The sequence below is a fragment of the Mycobacterium sp. 050134 genome (assembly GCF_036409085.1).
In the GTDB taxonomy this organism is placed as follows: Bacteria; Actinomycetota; Actinomycetes; order Mycobacteriales; family Mycobacteriaceae; genus Mycobacterium.
Genome location: NZ_JAZGLV010000005.1, coordinates 172,937 through 189,630 on the forward strand (window position 1 = coordinate 172,937; position 16,694 = coordinate 189,630).

General features: G+C 69.5%; 16 protein-coding genes and 2 pseudogenes. 14 read left to right on the forward strand and 4 right to left on the reverse strand.

Annotation, left to right across the window (positions count from 1 at the left end):
- Window positions 1-3 precede the first annotated feature (3 nt).
- The 3 genes from SKC42_RS07985 to mqo are packed head-to-tail and all read right to left on the reverse strand — an operon-like array spanning window position 4 to window position 3,838.
- Window positions 4-1,827, reverse strand: a complete 1,824-nt coding sequence (locus SKC42_RS07985; protein WP_330963763.1) for a magnesium chelatase subunit D family protein — start codon at window positions 1,825-1,827, stop codon at window positions 4-6.
- Window positions 1,824-2,351, reverse strand: coding sequence for a GNAT family N-acetyltransferase (locus SKC42_RS07990; RefSeq protein ID WP_330963764.1), 528 nt, complete (start codon window positions 2,349-2,351; stop codon window positions 1,824-1,826). The genes SKC42_RS07985 and SKC42_RS07990 overlap by 4 nt, the downstream gene beginning before the upstream one ends.
- Window positions 2,348-3,838: a malate dehydrogenase (quinone) gene (gene mqo / locus SKC42_RS07995; RefSeq protein ID WP_442932049.1), complete on the reverse strand. Its 1,491-nt coding sequence runs from the start codon at window positions 3,836-3,838 to the stop codon at window positions 2,348-2,350. The genes SKC42_RS07990 and mqo overlap by 4 nt, the downstream gene beginning before the upstream one ends.
- Window positions 3,839-3,973: 135 nt before the next feature.
- Between mqo and SKC42_RS08000 the strand changes: the two genes are divergently transcribed.
- Entirely contained in the window at window positions 3,974-4,987 is a 1,014-nt protein-coding gene (locus SKC42_RS08000; RefSeq protein WP_330963894.1) for an alpha/beta hydrolase, read from the forward strand.
- 9 nt (window positions 4,988-4,996) lie between these two features.
- Window positions 4,997-6,379: a mycothione reductase gene (gene mtr, locus SKC42_RS08005; RefSeq protein WP_330963765.1), complete on the forward strand. Its 1,383-nt coding sequence runs from the start codon at window positions 4,997-4,999 to the stop codon at window positions 6,377-6,379.
- A gap of 7 nt (window positions 6,380-6,386) precedes the next feature.
- Here the strand turns inward: mtr and SKC42_RS08010 are convergent, their stop codons facing one another.
- Complete coding sequence (locus SKC42_RS08010; protein ID WP_330963766.1) at window positions 6,387-6,848, reverse strand: Fur family transcriptional regulator; 462 nt, start codon at window positions 6,846-6,848, stop codon at window positions 6,387-6,389.
- 174 nt (window positions 6,849-7,022) lie between these two features.
- On the opposite strand from SKC42_RS08010, the gene SKC42_RS08015 reads away from it, so the two are divergent.
- The 12 genes and pseudogenes from SKC42_RS08015 (at window position 7,023) to SKC42_RS08065 (ending at window position 16,694) form a co-directional block, all read left to right on the forward strand.
- On the forward strand, window positions 7,023-8,102 hold the full coding sequence (locus tag SKC42_RS08015) for a HoxN/HupN/NixA family nickel/cobalt transporter (RefSeq protein WP_442932050.1): 1,080 nt from the start codon (window positions 7,023-7,025) through the stop codon (window positions 8,100-8,102).
- Window positions 8,103-8,201: 99 nt separating this feature from the next.
- Window positions 8,202-8,537 carry a hydrogenase maturation nickel metallochaperone HypA gene (locus SKC42_RS08020; RefSeq protein ID WP_330963768.1) on the forward strand — a complete coding sequence of 112 codons (336 nt, stop codon included), beginning with the start codon at window positions 8,202-8,204 and terminating at the stop codon, window positions 8,535-8,537.
- A 29-nt stretch (window positions 8,538-8,566) separates the two neighbouring features.
- A pseudogene (locus SKC42_RS08025) lies at window positions 8,567-9,097 on the forward strand (hypothetical protein).
- A 235-nt stretch (window positions 9,098-9,332) separates the two neighbouring features.
- Window positions 9,333-10,388, forward strand: coding sequence for a hydrogenase expression protein HypE (locus tag SKC42_RS08030; RefSeq protein ID WP_330963769.1), 1,056 nt, complete (start codon window positions 9,333-9,335; stop codon window positions 10,386-10,388).
- Between the two features lie 66 nt (window positions 10,389-10,454).
- A complete protein-coding gene (locus SKC42_RS08035; protein ID WP_330963770.1) occupies window positions 10,455-12,254 on the forward strand; it encodes a nickel-dependent hydrogenase large subunit in 1,800 nt (599 codons plus the stop codon).
- 11 nt (window positions 12,255-12,265) lie between these two features.
- Window positions 12,266-13,180, forward strand: coding sequence for a NifU family protein (locus SKC42_RS08040; RefSeq protein ID WP_330963771.1), 915 nt, complete (start codon window positions 12,266-12,268; stop codon window positions 13,178-13,180).
- Window positions 13,177-13,815 carry a DUF5947 family protein gene (locus SKC42_RS08045; protein WP_330963772.1) on the forward strand — a complete coding sequence of 213 codons (639 nt, stop codon included), beginning with the start codon at window positions 13,177-13,179 and terminating at the stop codon, window positions 13,813-13,815. Before SKC42_RS08040 ends, SKC42_RS08045 begins: the two co-directional genes overlap by 4 nt.
- Entirely contained in the window at window positions 13,812-14,453 is a 642-nt protein-coding gene (locus tag SKC42_RS08050; RefSeq protein WP_330963773.1) for a DUF6084 family protein, read from the forward strand. The genes SKC42_RS08045 and SKC42_RS08050 overlap by 4 nt, the downstream gene beginning before the upstream one ends.
- Window positions 14,450-15,812 (forward strand): annotated as a pseudogene (locus SKC42_RS08055) (hypothetical protein); the annotation flags it as partial. The gene SKC42_RS08050 and the pseudogene SKC42_RS08055, both read left to right, overlap by 4 nt.
- Window positions 15,803-15,922, forward strand: a complete 120-nt coding sequence (locus tag SKC42_RS27695; protein ID WP_442932038.1) for a DUF6893 family small protein — start codon at window positions 15,803-15,805, stop codon at window positions 15,920-15,922. The pseudogene SKC42_RS08055 and the gene SKC42_RS27695, both read left to right, overlap by 10 nt.
- Window positions 15,923-15,939: 17 nt before the next feature.
- Window positions 15,940-16,425 (forward strand): hydrogenase maturation protease, encoded by a 486-nt coding sequence (locus tag SKC42_RS08060; RefSeq protein WP_330963774.1) that lies wholly within the window; start codon window positions 15,940-15,942, stop codon window positions 16,423-16,425.
- Between the two features lie 2 nt (window positions 16,426-16,427).
- Window positions 16,428-16,694 (forward strand): HypC/HybG/HupF family hydrogenase formation chaperone, encoded by a 267-nt coding sequence (locus SKC42_RS08065; protein ID WP_330963775.1) that lies wholly within the window; start codon window positions 16,428-16,430, stop codon window positions 16,692-16,694.

Here is a 16,694-nt window from a genome sequence, read left to right on the forward strand (position 1 = left end):
CTCTCAGGCCGCCTGGCGCACGGCGCGGGCCAGCTGGTCGGCGTGCAGCTGTTCAAGTCGGACGGCCGGCGCGCCGAGATGGCGGGCCAGCTCCGCGGCCAGCCCGAGCCGCACGTACGACGTCTCGCAGTCGACGACCACCGCCGCCGCGCCCTCGGCGACCAACCTTCCCGCCGCGATTCGGCTGCGGCCCAACGGGTCCGGCCCGCCCGTCGCCCGCCCGTCGGTCAGCACGACCACCAGCGGCCGGCGGGTCCGGTCCCGCGCGCGTTCCCGGACGACCAGTTCGCGCGCGGTCAGCAGACCCTCCGCCAGCGGGGTCCTGCCCCCGGTGTCGAAGCGCGCCAGGCGCCGGGCGGCGATGTGCGCCGACGACGTCGGCGGGAGCAACAGGCGGGCAGCGTCCTGGCGGAAGGTGATCACCGCGATCTTGTCGCGGCGCTGATACGCGTCGCGCAACAGCGACAGCGTGGCGCCGCTGACGGCGGCCATCCGGTCGCGGGCGGCCATCGAACCGGAGGCGTCGACCACGAAAATCACCAGGTTTCCCTCCCGCCCCTCCCGGACGGCCCGGCGCACGTCGTCCGGCCGGGGCCGCAGCGGCCCTGCCCCGCCGCGCTCGGCTGCCGACAGCAACGTGGCGAACAGGTGCAGCCCCCGCGCGCCCGAGCCGGTGTCGTCGCCGTCGGTGGCCGCCACCACGCTGCCCGTCGTGTTGCGGGCGCGGGAGCGCCGCCCCGGTGCGCCCTCACCGACGCCCGGGACGGTCAGCGCCCGCGCGCGGAAGGTTTTCGACGGCGGCGCGCTGGGACGCGGGGGTTGCGGCTTGGGCGAGCGTGAATTCGACTGCGGTTCGGCGCCGTTCGCGGACTGACCGCCGCCCGGGGGGTCGGGCTCGGGCTCCGGCTCGCCGCCGGCCCGGGCCAGCGCCTCGTCGAGCTGCTCGCGGTCGATGCCGGGATCGTCGAACGGGTCGCGCCGGCGCCGATGCGGCAGCGCCAACTCGGCGGCCACGCGGATGTCCTGTTCGTCCACCATCGTCGATCCGCGCCAGGCGGCGTGCGCGACGGCCGTGCGGGCGACCACCAGATCGGCCCGCATGCCGTCCACGTCGAACGCCGCGCACAGCGCCGCGATTCGCCGTAGTTCGCCGTCGGGCAACGCCACCGCGTCGACGAGCGCGCGGGCCCCGGCGATCCGCCGGGCCAGTTCCGCGTCGGCGTCGGCGTAACGCTCGGCGAACCCGTCCGGATCCGCCTCGTAGGCCATTCGCTGCCGGATGACCTCCACCCGCACGTCGACATCGCGCGAGGCGTGCACGTCGACGGTGAGACCGAACCGGTCCAGCAGTTGCGGACGCAGCTCACCCTCCTCGGGATTCATCGTGCCGATCAGCACGAACCGGGCCTCGTGCGAGTGCGAGATGCCGTCGCGCTCGATGTGGACCCGTCCCATCGCCGCGGCGTCCAGCAGCACGTCGACCAGGTGGTCGTGCAGCAGGTTCACCTCGTCGACGTAGAGCACGCCGCCGTGCGCGCGGGCCAGCAGTCCCGGCGAGAACGCGTGTTCGCCGTCGCGCAGGACCCGCTGCAGATCGAGTGAACCGACCACCCGGTCTTCGGTTGCGCCCAAGGGCATTTCGACCAGCTCGCCGCCGCCGGTCGCGGTGGACAGCAGCGCGGCGAGCCCCCGAACGGCCGTCGACTTCGCGGTGCCCTTCTCGCCGCGGATCAGCGCGCCCCCGATTTCCGGGCGCACCGCGCACAGCAGCAGCGCGAGCCGCAGCTGCTCGTGGCCCACGATGGCGCTGAACGGATACGGCCTCACGGCTGTTCCGCCAGACCGGATCCGCCCCCACCCGCCGACGATTCAGGCCGTGCATCGGCCTGAGGTGGGGGCGGGCGATGCGGTTTGAGCATCGGCACGTGCGGGATGCCGTCGTCGATGAAATCGTCTCCGGCGCGGACGAATCCGTGCTGGGCGTACATCTCGGCGAGGTAGGTCTGGGCGTCGATCCGGCACGGGTAGTCACCGACCTCGGCCAGCGCCGCCCGCAGCAGCCGCGTGGTGTGGCCCTGGCCGCGCGCGCTGCGCTTGGTGCACAGCCGGCCGAGGCGGAACGCCTTTTCCCCGCCGGCATGTTCCTCCATCAGGCGCAGCGTACAGATCACCTCGCCGTCGGGCGTTTCCAGCCAGAAGTGCCGGGTCTCGGCCAGCAGGTCGCGCCCGTCCAGCTCCGGGTACGGGCAGGCCTGTTCGACCACGAAAACCTCCACCCGCAGCTTCAGCAGCTCGTAAAGTGTCCGGGCGTCAAGGTCTTTCGCCCAGGAGCGGCGCAGCGACTCGGTCATGCGGCCTCCAGCCCCAAAGCCCGGCTGCCCCAGGACCAGACCTCGTCGAACAGTGCAGGCTCGGACGACAGTTCGGCGCCCAGGGACGGCACCATCTCCCTGAGCGCGGGCAGCCACGCCGCGTATCGGTCGGCGAAGCAACGCGCCAGCACGTCGAGCATGGCCGGCACGGCGGTCGACGCACCCGGGGAACCGCCCAGCAGGCCGGCGATGCTGCCGTCCGCCGAACTCAGCACGGTGGTGTTGAAGTCGAGCACCCCGCCCTTGCGCCGATCGCGCCGGATCACCTGCACCCGCTGCCCGGCCACGGTCAGCTGCCAGTCCGAATCCGCTGCGCTGGGTGCGAATTCGCGCAGCATGCGCATCCGGTCCGACGCGGAGAGCCGCAGCTGGCCCACCAGGTAGTTGACCAAGGCCAGCTCCGCGATACCGACGCCGACCATCGACACGACGTTGTCGGGCTTCACCGACCGGGGCAGGTCGCTGACGTGGCCGTGCTTGAGGAACTTCGGCGACCAGCCGGCGTAGGGCCCGAAGACCAGCCACGACTTGCCGTCGACGAAACGCAGGTCGAGGTGCAGCGCGCCGAGCGGCGGCGCACCCGGCGCCGGCGCGCCGTACACCTTGGCCCGGTGCGCGGCGGCGAGTACCGGATTTCCGGCGCGCAGGAACCGGCCGCCGATCGGGAAGCCGGCGAACCCCCTGACGTCGGCGATGCCGGACTTCTGCAGCAGCGGCAGGGCGTCGCCACCGGCTCCGACGAACACGAATTTCGCGTTGATCCGGTGCTTTTCGCGGGTGCGGCGGTTGCGGATCAGCAGCGTCCAGCTGCCGTCGGACTCCCGGGTCAGGTTGCGGACCTCGTGACCGAACAGCGCGGCGGCGCCGTTGCGCACGCAGTACCCGACGAGTTGTCGTGCCAGCGAACCGAAGTCGACGTCGGTGCCGTGCTCCGCCCAGTTCAGGCCGGTCGGTTCGGAGAAGTCACGCTTGGCGGCCATCAACGGTAGGCGGCGCGCGAACTCATCCGGGTCGTCGACCAACTCCGTCCCGGCGAACAGCGGGTTGTGCGCCAGCGCCCGCTGCCGACGCCGCAAGAAGTCGACGCCCTCGGCGCCGCGCACGAAGCTCACGTGCGGGACCGGATTGACGAACCGGGGATCGGTCAGGATCCCGGTCTCGACCGCGTACGCCCAGAACTGCCGGGTCACCTGGAACTGCTCGTTGATGCGCACCGCTTTGGTGATGTCGATCGAGCCGTCGGGGCGCTGCGGGGTGTAATTCAGCTCGCACAGGGCGGAGTGCCCGGTGCCGGCGTTGTTCCAGGGGCTGCTGCTTTCCGCGGCGACGGCGTCCAGCCGCTCGACGACGGTCATCGACCAGTCCGGCTCGAGCCGCCGCAGCAACGCGCCCAGCGTGGCGCTCATGATGCCCGCCCCCACCAGCACGACGTCCGTCCGCGCGGGTCTGGCTTGCTCGGCCGTCAACGCCACCGGATCGTTCGTCCTTTCCTGGTATTCCTGGCTTGTGCCGTCCCAGGTTATCCCGACGCGAGGCGCACCCTCGCGCCGTGCGCCTCCCCCCACCAGCGCAACCTCTAAGCTGGCCTGGTGACTGGCTGGATGGCCGACGTCCTGCCCGGCTATTGGCGGCAGACGATCCCCCTGGGAACCGATCCCGCCGGTGAGGGCGACATCGCCGCGACCCTGATCCGTCGCGGACCGGACGAAGACGCCCGCGCCGCCGATCACGCGGTCCTCGCGGTCCACGGGTACACCGACTACTTCTTCCACACCGAGCTCGCCGACCACTTCGCCGGCCGGGGGTTCGCCTTCTACGCGCTGGACCTGCGCAAGTGCGGCCGGTCGCGCCGCGACGGCCAGACCCCGCACTTCATCACCGACCTCGCCCACTACGACACCGAACTCGAGCGGGCCCTGGCGGTCGTGGCGGCCCAGACCCGCCCGGCCCAGGTTCTGGTCTACGGCCACTCCGCCGGTGGCCTCATCGTGTCGCTGTGGCTGGACCGGTTGCGTGCGCGCCGGGCCGCCGCGCACGCCGGTGTCGGCGGCCTGGTGCTCAACAGCCCTTTTCTGGACCTGCACGGGCCGGCCGTGCTGCGCCACGCCGCGACCTCCGCGCTGCTCGCCGGCCTGTCCCGGCTGCGGTCCAAGGGCGTGGTCCGTTCGCCCAAGCCCGGCGGATACGGCACCACGCTGCACCGCAACTTCGGCGGCGAGTTCGACTACGACCTGCAATGGAAACCGGTCGGCGGCTTCCCCATCACCATCGGCTGGCTGCACGCCGTGCGGCGCGGCCAGGCCCGGCTGCACCGCGGGCTCGACGTCGGCGTGCCGAGCCTGATCCTGCGCTCGGACCACAGCGTGCGCGAGGTCGCGGACCCGACCGCAATGCATTGCGGTGACGCGGTTCTCGACGTCAGCCAGATCGTCAAGTGGTCCGGCTGCATCGGGGACCGCACCACCGTCGTGCCGGTGGCCGACGCTAAACATGACGTGTTCTTGTCGCTGCCGCAGCCGCGCCGAACGGCCTACCGCCAGCTGGACCGGTGGCTGAATCACTACCTGAGCCCGGACAACAACGTCGACGCCCCGGCGGCGTCGGACCAGGGTTGAGGGCGAGACGTGGAGACCTACGACCTCGCGATCATCGGAAGCGGTTCCGGCAACACCATTCTCGATGACCGCTATGCCGGCAAGCGGACCGCGATCTGCGAGCAGGGCACCTTCGGCGGCACCTGCCTCAACGTGGGGTGCATCCCCACGAAGATGTTCGTCTACGTCGCCGAGGTCGCCGCGACGATCCGCGACGCCGCGCGGTTCGGCATCGACGCGCACGTCGACCGGGTGCGCTGGGACGACATCGTCTCCCGGATCTTCGGCCGCATCGACCCGATCTCGATGAGCGGCGAAGACCATCGGCGCAGTGCGCCCAACGTCGATTTGTACGGCCGCACCCGGTTCGGTCCCGTCCGGCCCGACGGTAGCTACCTGCTGCGCACCGACACCGGCGACGAATTCACCGCCGACCAGGTGGTGATCGCGGCGGGATCGCGTCCGATGATCCCGTCGGCGATCCTCGAGTGCGGCGTCGCGCATCACACCAGCGACACAGTCATGCGCATCCCCGAGTTGCCCGAACACCTGGCGATCGTCGGGAGCGGTTTCGTGGCCGCCGAATTCGCCCACGTCTTCTCGTCGCTCGGGGTGCGCGTGACGATCGTGGCCAGGGGCAGCACCATGCTGCGGCATTCCGACGACACCATCTGCAAACGGTTCACCCGCATCGCCTCGGCAATGTGGGAGGTGCGCACCCATCGCAACGTGGTGGGAGGCTCCAACCGCGGTTCCGGTGTCGTCCTCGAACTAGACGACGGCAGCACGCTGAGCGCGGACCTCCTGCTGGTGGCGACCGGACGGGTGCCCAACGCCGACCTGCTCGACGCCGAGCAGGCGGGCGTCGACGTCGAGGACGGCCGTATCGTGGTCGACGAATACCAGCGGACGTCCGCGCGCGGGGTGTTCGCCCTGGGCGACGTCTCGTCGCCCTACCAGCTCAAACACGTCGCCAACCACGAGGCCCGGGTGGTGCGGCACAACCTGCTGTGTGACTGGGACGACACGGCGTCGATGGCCGTCACCGACCACCGCTTCGTGCCGGCGGCGGTATTCACCGACCCACAACTGGCCGCGGTGGGTCTCACCGAATACCAAGCGCGCGCGCAGGGATTCGACATTTCGGTCGCGATCGAGAACTACGGTGACGTCGCCTACGGCTGGGCGATGGAGGACGGCACCGGGATCGTCAAGCTCATCGCGGAACGCACCAGCGGCCGCCTGCTCGGTGCGCACATCATGGGGCATCAGGCGGCGTCGATCATCCAACCGCTGATCCAGGCGATGAGCTTCGGGGTGACGGCCCAGGACATGGCCCGCGGCCAGTACTGGATCCACCCGGCATTGCCCGAGGTGGTCGAGAATGCGCTGCTGGCGCTGCGCCGACCCTAGCGCGGCGTCAGCTCTGGCAGTCCGGGCAGAGGCCGCGCAGCGTCAGGCCCGCCGCCTCGGACAGCGCGAACGAACTGCCGGCCATCGCGTGCTCGAGCGCCGAGGTGAGCTGACGCGCAGGAACCTCGATGATCGCGCCGCACTGCGTGCACACCGCGTGGTGGTGCGGGGCGGTGGCCAGTCCATAGGTCGTGAGGCCGCCGTCGAGCGTCAGGGCGTGCAACACCCCCTGGTCGACGAGGGTGGTCACCGTGCGGTAGATGGTCGCCACGTCGGGCGGCTGGGCACCCGGCGGCAGGCAGGCCCGGACCCGCTGGTGGATCTCCGCCACCGGCAGGTGACCGTTGACCGGCTCGAGCACCGCCAGGACCTGGATGCGTGACGCCATCCGGCGCAGCCCGCGGGCGCGCAGGAGATCACCGATCCGGGCGGTGACGGAGGGATCCAGAACCGACGGCTTGGGCGTCACCCGTCCAGTGTGGCGCCGGATACCCCGGTGCGCCAGTTTTCGACCAATCCAGACGTGGCGCTCCTGCGACCACCTTGCATCAAACCGGACTCCCCACTTACAGTCGTGCCGGTTGTTCCCGATGCCGGAAGGACCCCAGTGTCCAGTACCGAGCCCGACTGGCGGCCGCCATGGATGGCCAAGCTGACCGGCGCCCTGGCGCCCGCCGAGTGGTGGCGGCTGGGATCGATGCTGGCGGTGATCGTCGCCCTGCACCTGGTCGGCTGGCTCACCCTGGTGCTGTTCGTGGACCCGGGCCAATTCAGCATGGGCGGCAAGGCTTTCGGGGTCGGAATCGGGCTGACCGCGTACACCCTGGGCATGCGGCACGCGTTCGACGCCGATCACATCGCCGCCATCGACAACACCACCCGCAAGCTCATGAACGACGGGCAGCGCCCGCTGGCGGTGGGTTTCTTCTTCTCCCTCGGCCACTCCACGGTGGTCTTCGGGTTGGCGGTGTTGCTGGCCACCGGCGTCAAGACGATCGTCGGGCCCGTCGAGGACGACTCGTCGTCGTTGCACCATTACACCGGCCTGATCGGCACCAGCGTCTCCGGCGTGTTCCTGTACGCGATCGCCCTCATCAACGTCGTCATCCTGGCCGGCATCCTGCGGATGTTCGCCCGGCTGCGCCGCGGCGACTACGACGAGGCCGAGCTGGAACGGCAGCTCGACAACCGCGGGCTGATCAACCGGCTGCTCGGCCGGTTCACCAAGTCGATCACCAAGTCGTGGCACTGCTACCCCGTCGGCCTGCTGTTCGGGCTCGGCTTCGACACGGCCACCGAGATCGCCCTGCTGATGCTCGCGGGAACGAGCGCCGCGGCGGGGCTGCCGTGGTATGCGATCTTGTGCCTGCCCGTGCTGTTCACCGCCGGCATGTGTCTGCTGGACACGGTCGACGGCTCGTTCATGAACTTCGCCTACGGCTGGGCCTTCTCGAACCCGGTCCGCAAGATCTACTACAACATCACCATCACGGCGCTGTCGGTGGTCGTCGCCCTGCTCATCGGCACCGTCGAGCTGCTCACGCTGCTCGCCGACCAGTTCGGCTGGCGCGGCGGGTTCTGGCAGTGGGTCAGCGGGCTCAACCTCAACGCCGTCGGCTACATCATCGTCGGCATGTTCGTCGCCACCTGGGCGGTCGCCCTGCTGGTCTGGCGGTTCGGCCGCATTGAGGAGAAGTGGACCCCGGCCGAGAGCACGGGCTGAACGAGTGCGCCCCCGGCGCTTTCGGGTGTAGAACGGTGCTCATGACCTCCACCGCCCGGGCGGAATGGCCTGGATCCACGCGGACACCGGTGTCCAGCGGTGCATGAGCTGTCGCTGTGCGAAGCCATCGCCGGGGTGGTCAAGACACACGCCGGCGGGCGGCACGTCGACGTCGTGCGCGTGCGGGTCGGGGCGCTGCGCCAGGTGGTGCCCGAATCGCTGTCGTTCTGCTGGACGCTCGTGCGCGACTCCGAGGACATGCCCGACGCCGAGCTGGAACTCGAGTGCGTCGGCGCCGAGGTGCGCTGCCGGCAATGCGGGCGACGATCGGAGATCACGTCGGCGTGGTCAATCTGGTGCCCACGGTGTGACAGCAGCGACGTCGAGGTGGTCGCCGGCAACGAATTCCTGGTGACGTCGCTGGACGTGTCGTGAAGGGGATTCGTCGATGAATCGGGTTGAGCATGGGTAGGTTTCACCGCCACGACGACGGCACCGTGCACAACCACAACCACAACCACGGCGATCACAGGCACTATCGGACGGGCGCACAGCGCATCGAGGTGCTGGAGTCGATTTTCGCCGAGAACGACATCCTCGCCGACGCCAACCGGTCGGCGTTCGAGAGCAGTGGGATCCGCGCGCTCAACCTGATGAGCTCGCCGGGATCGGGCAACACCACCATCCTGCAGACGACGCTCGACGAGCTCGCCGGCGAGTTCGCGATCGGGGTCATCGAGGGTGACATCGCGACCGACCTCGACGCGGCCAAGCTCAGCGGCCGCTCAAGTATCCGGTGATGTTCCGGTCAGTTGATGTGGTGTTGCTCAACAAGATTGACCTGGTCCCACATCTGGACGTCGACGTGGACACCTATCTCGAGCACGTGGCGCGAGGTGAACGCGACAGCGGAGATTCTGCCGGTCAGTGCGCGCCCCGGGGACGGCATGGCCGCCTGGTTCGGCTGGCTTCGGCGATTCGCCGGTGAGAGCTGACCCGCACGATCCCGCTCCTGCAAAACGCTCGCATGACAGTGCGGGCTGGTGGCCCAATTCCCTTGCGGCTGAGTCACACCCGCGGCTCCGACAGATGTTTGACAGGTGACCAATACAGAACACCGTTGACAACGCCCGGCGGCGGGAGTAGACCCAAAAACATCGCTGCGCAAGTGGGCCGACGGTCGACTCCGGCGGCGAAGGGGCCTTCAGCCCGGCCCCGGAAAGCTGCGTCATGCCAACCGAAGCGGCAGTCAAAGCAGAAGAAACGTTAATCCATGTTCTATGGATCAATGCGGGGCTAAGTTGTGATGGCGACTCGGTGGCGTTGACTGCCGCCACCCAGCCCAGCGTCGAGGAGATCGCGCTGGGCGCCCTTCCCGGCCTGCCGAAGGTCGCCGTCCACTGGCCCCTGATCGACTTCGAATGCGGACCCAACGGCGGCGCGGACGACTTCCTCGAGTGGTTTTTCAGGGCCGACCGCGGCGAACTCGAACCGTTCGTGCTGGTCGTCGAGGGATCCATCCCCAACGAGAAGATCAAGGACGAGGGCTACTGGTGCGGGTTCGGCAACGACCCGGCCACCGGTCAGCCGATGACCACCAGCGAGTGGCTCGACCGGCTGGCCCCGAAGGCCACCGCGATCGTTGCCGTGGGGACCTGCGCCACTTACGGCGGCATCCACGCCATGGCCGGCAACCCGACCGGCGCGATGGGTGTTCCCGACTACCTGGGCTGGGACTGGAAGAGCAAGGCGGGCATCCCGATCGTCTGCGTCCCCGGTTGCCCGATCCACCCGGACAACCTGTCGGAGACCCTCACGTACCTGCTGTACATGGCGACCGGCCAGGCGCCGATGATCCCGCTGGACGACGCGCTGCGTCCGCAGTGGTTGTTCGGCAAGACCGTGCACGAGGGGTGTGACCGCGCCGGCTACTACGAGCAGGGCGACTTCGCAACCGAGTACGGATCGCCGAAATGCATTGTCAAGCTTGGCTGTTGGGGTCCGGTGGTCAAGTGCAACGTGCCCAAGCGCGGATGGATCAACGGTGTCGGCGGCTGCCCCAACGTCGGCGGCATCTGCATCGGCTGCACCATGCCGGGCTTCCCGGACAAATTCATGCCGTTCATGGACGAGCCGCCGGGCGGCAAGCTCTCCAGCACGGCGTCGGGTCTGTATGGGGCCGTGATTCGCAACCTGAGGGGTATCACGGCGCGCACCGTCGACAAGGAGCCCCGGTGGCGTCACAACGGCCACCAGTTGACCACCGGAGCGCGCCGCACCTGGTAATCCCCCGGCCAGGTGTTGCGCGCTCCGTCCCCATCTCGACAAGCCCTTGGGCGGAGAGCAGTAGCGATGACAACGATCGTCCCCGAACCGACCACAGCCAAGCGGGAACCCGGCCAGCTCGTCGACATGGCGTGGGACCCGATCACCAGGATCGTGGGCAGCCTCGGCATCTACACCAAGATCGACTTCGAGAACCGGGAGGTCGTCGAATGCCACAGCACCTCGTCGATCTTCCGTGGCTACTCGATCTTCATGAAGGGCAAGGACCCGCGCGACGCCCACTTCATCACCAGCCGCATCTGCGGCATCTGCGGGGACAACCACGCGACGTGTTCGTGCTACGCGCAGAACATGGCGTACGGCGTCAAGCCGCCGCACCTCGGCGAGTGGATCGTCAACCTCGGCGAGGCCGCGGAATATATGTTCGACCACAACATCTTCCAGGAGAACCTGGTCGGCGTGGACTTCTGCGAGAAGATGGTCGCCGAGACGAACCCGAGCGTGCTCGCCCTTGCCGAGAAAACCCCGGCGCCGCAGGCCGGCGCCCACGGCTACCGGACGATCGCCGACATCATGCGGTCACTCAACCCGTTCAGCGGCGAGTTCTACCGTGAGGCCCTGGCCGTCAGCCGGTGGACGCGAGAGATGTTCTGCCTCATGGAGGGTCGCCATGTGCACCCGTCCACGCTGTATCCCGGCGGGGTCGGCACGGTCGCCACGATCCAGCTGATGACCGACTACATGACCCGGCTCATGCGCTACGTCGAGTTCATGAAGAAGGTTGTGCCGATGCACGACGACCTTTTCGACTTCTTCTACACCGCACTGCCCGGTTACGAGAAGGTCGGTCTGCGCCGCACCCTGCTCGGCTGCTGGGGGTCTTTCCAGGACCCCGAGGTGTGCAACTTCGAATACCGGGACATGGAGCGGTGGGGCAACGCGATGTTCGTGACCCCCGGGGTGGTGGTCGACGGCAAGCTGGTCACCCACTCGCTGGTGGACATCAACCTCGGTATCCGGATCCTCTTGGGCAGTTCGTATTACGACGACTGGACCGACCAGGAGATGTTCGTTAGGACGGACCCGCTGGGCAACGCGGTGGATCGGCGGCACCCGTGGAACCAGCACACCAATCCTCATCCGCAGAAGCGTGACATGGACGGCGGCAGGTACAGCTGGGTGATGTCGCCGCGCTGGTTCGACGGCAAGGACCACCTGGCGCTGGACACCGGCGGCGGCCCGCTGGCGCGGCTGTGGGCGACCGCCCTGGCCGGCCTCGTCGACATCGGCTACGTCAAGGCGACGGGCGACTCCGTCAAGATCAACCTCCCCAAGACCGCGCTCAAAGGCCCCGTCGAATTCGAGTGGAAGGTGCCCAAACACGGCAGTAACACGATCGAACGCGACCGGGCGCGCACCTACTTTCAGGCGTACGCGGCCGCGTGCGGGCTGTATTTCGCCGAGAAGGCTTTGGAAGAGATCCGGGCCGGCCGCACCAAGACGTGGGAAAAGTTCGAGGTCCCCGACGAGGGCATCGGCTGCGGCTTCACCGAGGCGGTGCGCGGCGTGCTCAGCCACCATTTGGTGATCCGCGACGGCAAGATCGCCAACTATCACCCGTACCCGCCCACGCCGTGGAACGCCAACCCGCGCGACAGCTACGGCACGCCCGGCCCCTATGAGGACGCGGTGCAGGGACAGCCGATCTTCGAGGAGAACAGCCGGGAGAACTTCAAGGGCATCGACGTCATGCGCACGGTCCGCAGCTTCGACCCGTGCTTGCCCTGCGGCGTCCACATGTACCTGGGGAAGGGAAAGACGCTGGAGAGATTGCACACGCCCACGCAATCCCCCGCCGGGGAGTGACGATCGCACCCATGACGGACCGCCCGCACCCCGACAACGACACGCAGTGGCGCGCGGCGGGCGATCGGATTCAGACCCTGCTGGATTCGTGCGCGGCGGGCGGGACGGCCGCGTACGAGCGTGCGCAGCAGCTGGTCCGCGAGGTGATGGGCCTATACGGAGCCGGGCTGGAACGGATCATGCAGTTGGCCGAGGACGGTCCAGGCCCCGGCCTGGCCGAGCGGCTGGCCACCGACGACCTGGTGGCCAGCCTGCTCCTCGTGCACGGGCTGCACCCCCACGACGTGCACCGGCGGGTGTCCGACGCACTGGACCGGGTGCGCCCCTACCTGGGCTCGCACGGCGGCGACGTGGAGCTGATGGAGATTACCGACGGGCCCGAAGGGGCTGGCCTGCTCCTGGCTTTTCGGGGCAGCTGCAAGAGCTGCCCGTCGTCGGCGGTGACCCTGGAGCTCGCCGTCGAGGACGCCGTCCGGGCGGCGGCCCCGGAGATCACCTCGATCGAGGTGTTGACCGCGGAGCCGGTCGGCGGCCCTACCGTGATCCCGACGGAATCGCTGATGGCCCCGCTCCGTTCGAATGGCCACAACCGTTCGGACGGTCCGGGCTGGCACCCGCTGCCCGAACTGGCCGAGCTGGCGCCGGGTGACGTGGCGGGGTTTCTGGTGGCGGGCGCGGCGTTGCTGGCATGCCGGATCGGCGATCTGCCGCTGGCCTACCGCGACCATTGTCCGGTGTGCGACGACTCGCTGGCGGGCGCACAACTGCGCGAGACGTTGCTGGAGTGTCCGCGCTGCGGCACGCATTTCGACGTCGTGCACGCCGGCGCCGGGCCCGACGGAGCGCACCTCGAGCCCCTACCCCTGCTGCTGCGCGACGGCGTGCCCGCGGTGGCCCTGGCCGAACCGACGGGAGCCCGCACGTGACGACGCCCTACGACGTCCTGGCCCGCATCACCGGCGACCGGGCACCCGAGCCGGCCGGCGAGCGATGCGAGATGTGTGCGGAGTCGATCGCCGACGAGCACCAGCACGTCGTCAATGTGGCCGCCCGCCAGTTGATGTGCGTCTGCCGCGCCTGCTATCTGTTGTTCACCGATGCGCAGGCCGAGCTGCGTTACCGGGCGGTGCCGGATCGGTATCTGGCGTTTCCCGACTTCGCGCTGGACCGCCGCGCCTGGGACAACCTGCAGATCCCCGTCGGCGTCGCCTTCTTCTTCGCGAATTCCGCGCTGGGTCGCACCGTCGCCTTCTACCCCGGCCCTGCGGGCGCGTGCGAGTCCGAGCTCGATCTGGACGCGTGGAACGCCGTCGCCGGTGCGGACCCGCGCGTGGGGCTCCTGGCCGACGACGTGGAGGCGCTGCTCGTCCGGGTGCCCGACGACCAAATGGCCCCGCCCGAAACCTATCTCGTGCCGATCGACGCGTGCTACGAGTTCGTCGGCCGCCTCCGGCTGCTGTGGCGCGGATTCGACGGCGGGCAGGAGGCTCGGGCGTTCGTCGACGGCTTCTTTGCACGGATAGCGGCGCGCGCGGCGATAACCCAGGGGGCACCGACATGAGCGACGCCGGCTTCACGGTCCTCGACGTGACGCCCGAACCGTACACCGTCAGCCCCGTGCTGACGGCCCGGGTCGCCGTCGAGGCGAACGGCGAGGACCCCGTCCACGCCATCGCCCTGCGCTGCCAGGTGCGAATCGAGCCGCTGCGGCGCTCGTACTCCGACGAGGAGGCGGCCGGCCTGCTCGACTTGTTCGGATCCCGCGAACGCTGGGCCACCACCCAGCGCACCTTCCTCTGGCAGCACTGCACCGCCATGGTGCCGGGCTTCACCGGCAACACCACGGTCGCGCTGCCGCTGGAGTGCACCTACGACTTCGAGGTGGCGGCCGCCAAGTACCTGCACGCGCTGCGCCACGGCACCTTGCCGCTGAAGTTCCTGTTCAGCGGAACGATTTTCGTCAGCGGGGAGCGCGGCTTCTCGGTCCAGCAGGTGCCATGGGATCGCGAGTGCCGCTACGACATGCCGGTCGCGGTGTGGCGGGAGCTGATCGCCCAGCACTACCCCGACAGCGGGTGGGTGCGGTTGAGCCACGAGACGGTCGCCGCGCTGGCCGCATACAAGTCGGCGCGCGGGCTGCTCGGCCTCGACCACGCCGTCACCTCGCTGCTGGACGCGCAGCGGGAGGCCGCACGGTGACCGCTTCCGGGACGTCGAGCCGGGACCGGGCCCGCACCGTCGCCGACGCGGTGCTCTACGAGGGCTACCTCCTCTACCCCTACCGGGGCACGTCCACCAAGAACCAATCACGCTGGCAGTTCGGCGTTCTCGGCCCACCCGGCGCCGCCGCTGCGGGGCTCGGCGAGGACGACACCCTGGCGGCGGAGTTCGTGGTGGACGGTAGTCGGGCGATCACGCTCGTGGTGCGGTTCCTGCAGCTGCAGCACCGCCGGGCGGAGCGCGCGCTGGCCGGCGGGCGCTTCGAGGCGGTCGCCGAGTTGACCACCCCGGCGGGGTCGTGGCTGACCTGGGACGAGGCCGTCGAGTGCGAGATGTCGTTCGGCCCCCTGGCGTTTGCCGACCAGCCCTGGACCCTGCCGGTGACGGCCGCCGCCGCCACCGACGTCGAGGCCCTCGACGGTGGGCGCCTGGTCCGCGAGCGCCGGGAAGTGCGCGGGGTCCTGAAGGTCGACAGCGAGGCCGACGGCGGCCTGCGACGGGTGTCGGTGCGGATCGCCAACGTCGGCCCGCCCGCCGTCGACAAGGACGACGCGATCGTGCGCTCCCTGATCGGGACGCACGCGATCGCCGAAGCGGTTGAGGGGCAATTCGTCTCGCTGCTCGAGCCGCCGGCCGAGGCGGCCGACGCCGTGGCGCGGTGCCGGCAACACCGCTGCTTCCCCGTGCTGGCCGGGCCGCCCGGTGCCCGGGACATGCTGCTGATCTCCCCGATTATCCTCTACGACCATCCCGAGGTGGCCGAACAGAGCAGCACCGCGCTCTATGACTGCACGGAGATCGACGAGATCCTCACCCTGCGCGTGATGACGATGACCGACGAGGAGAAGGCCCAGGCGCGCGCCACTGACCCGCGGGCGGCGCGGATCATCGACCGGTGCGACGCCATGTCACCGGACGCCATGGCGCGACTGCACGGCGTGCTGCGTGATCCGCACGCGCTGGACGCGCCGGTCGGTCTGGTCCCCGAGATTCCCGACGGGGTCGATTGGTGGGATCCACAGGCCGACAACGCGGTACGGCCGGAGATCGATGCGGTGCTGGTGAACGGGGTCCGGGTCGCGCGGGGCAGCCGGGTGCGGCTGCGGCCGAGGCGCAACGCCGACGCGCAGGACATCTTCGTGGCCGGCAAGACTGCCCGCGTCACGTCGGTGCACTCCGACGTCGAGGGCAACACGCACGTGGGAGTCGTGGTCGATGACGATCCGGCGGCCGACCTGCACGACTGGTACGGCCGCTACCTGTACTTCTCCCCCGACGAGATCGAGCCGTTGGCAACGCAACACGGGCAGCAGTGAGAGGAGCTCGACATGGAAGTCATGGGCTGGATATTCGTGGCGATCATCGCCCTGGTGGCGGCGGTGGGACTCGCGCTGGGAGTGGTCTCCATTCCCGACGCCCGCCGCTACTTGAAACTGCGGCGGATGTAGCCGCGGCCGGCGGTGCGATGACTGCGCGCATACTGGTGGCCGGGATCGGCAACATCTTCCTGGGCGACGACGGGTTCGGTTCGGAGGTGGTGCGGAACGCCGCCATCTCCCAAGATGATTCGGATGTCCGCGTCGTCGACTACGGGATCCGCGGCATGCACCTGGCCTACGACCTGCTCGACCACTGGGACACGCTGGTGCTCGTCGACGCGGTACCCAGCCGCGGCAACCCCGGCGCGTTGCACGTCTTCCAGGCCGACTGCGACGGGGACGGCGGTGCACCCGGTCTGGACGCCCATGGCATGGATCCCGCGACGGTGTTCGCCAGCCTGCGGGCCCTGGGCGGCACCCCGCCGTACACCGTCGTCGTCGGCTGCGAGGCGGGCAGCGTCGAGGAGGGTATCGGCCTGACCGAGCCCGTCGCCAGGGCCGTGCCCCGGGCGGTGCGGGCGGTCGAGGAGATCGTCGCCGCGCTGCAGGCGCCCGCCGGAGGGGGGCGCTGACCATGTGTCTGGGCATTCCCGGTCAGGTGATCCGGATGCTGGAGGGGTACGAGGGGCAGCTCGCGCTCGTCGACGTCACCGGGGAAGCGCGCCGGATCAACGTCGGCATGCTGCCAGAAGAGAATTTCGCGCCCGGCGACTGGGTCATCATCCACATGGGCTTCGCCGTCGAGAAGACGGACCGCGCCGGCGCGGAGGCCGCGATGGCGGGCCTGGAGCTGATGGGTCGGGGCCGCGCCGACGAAACGGCCGACTGGGGCGGCGGTTGA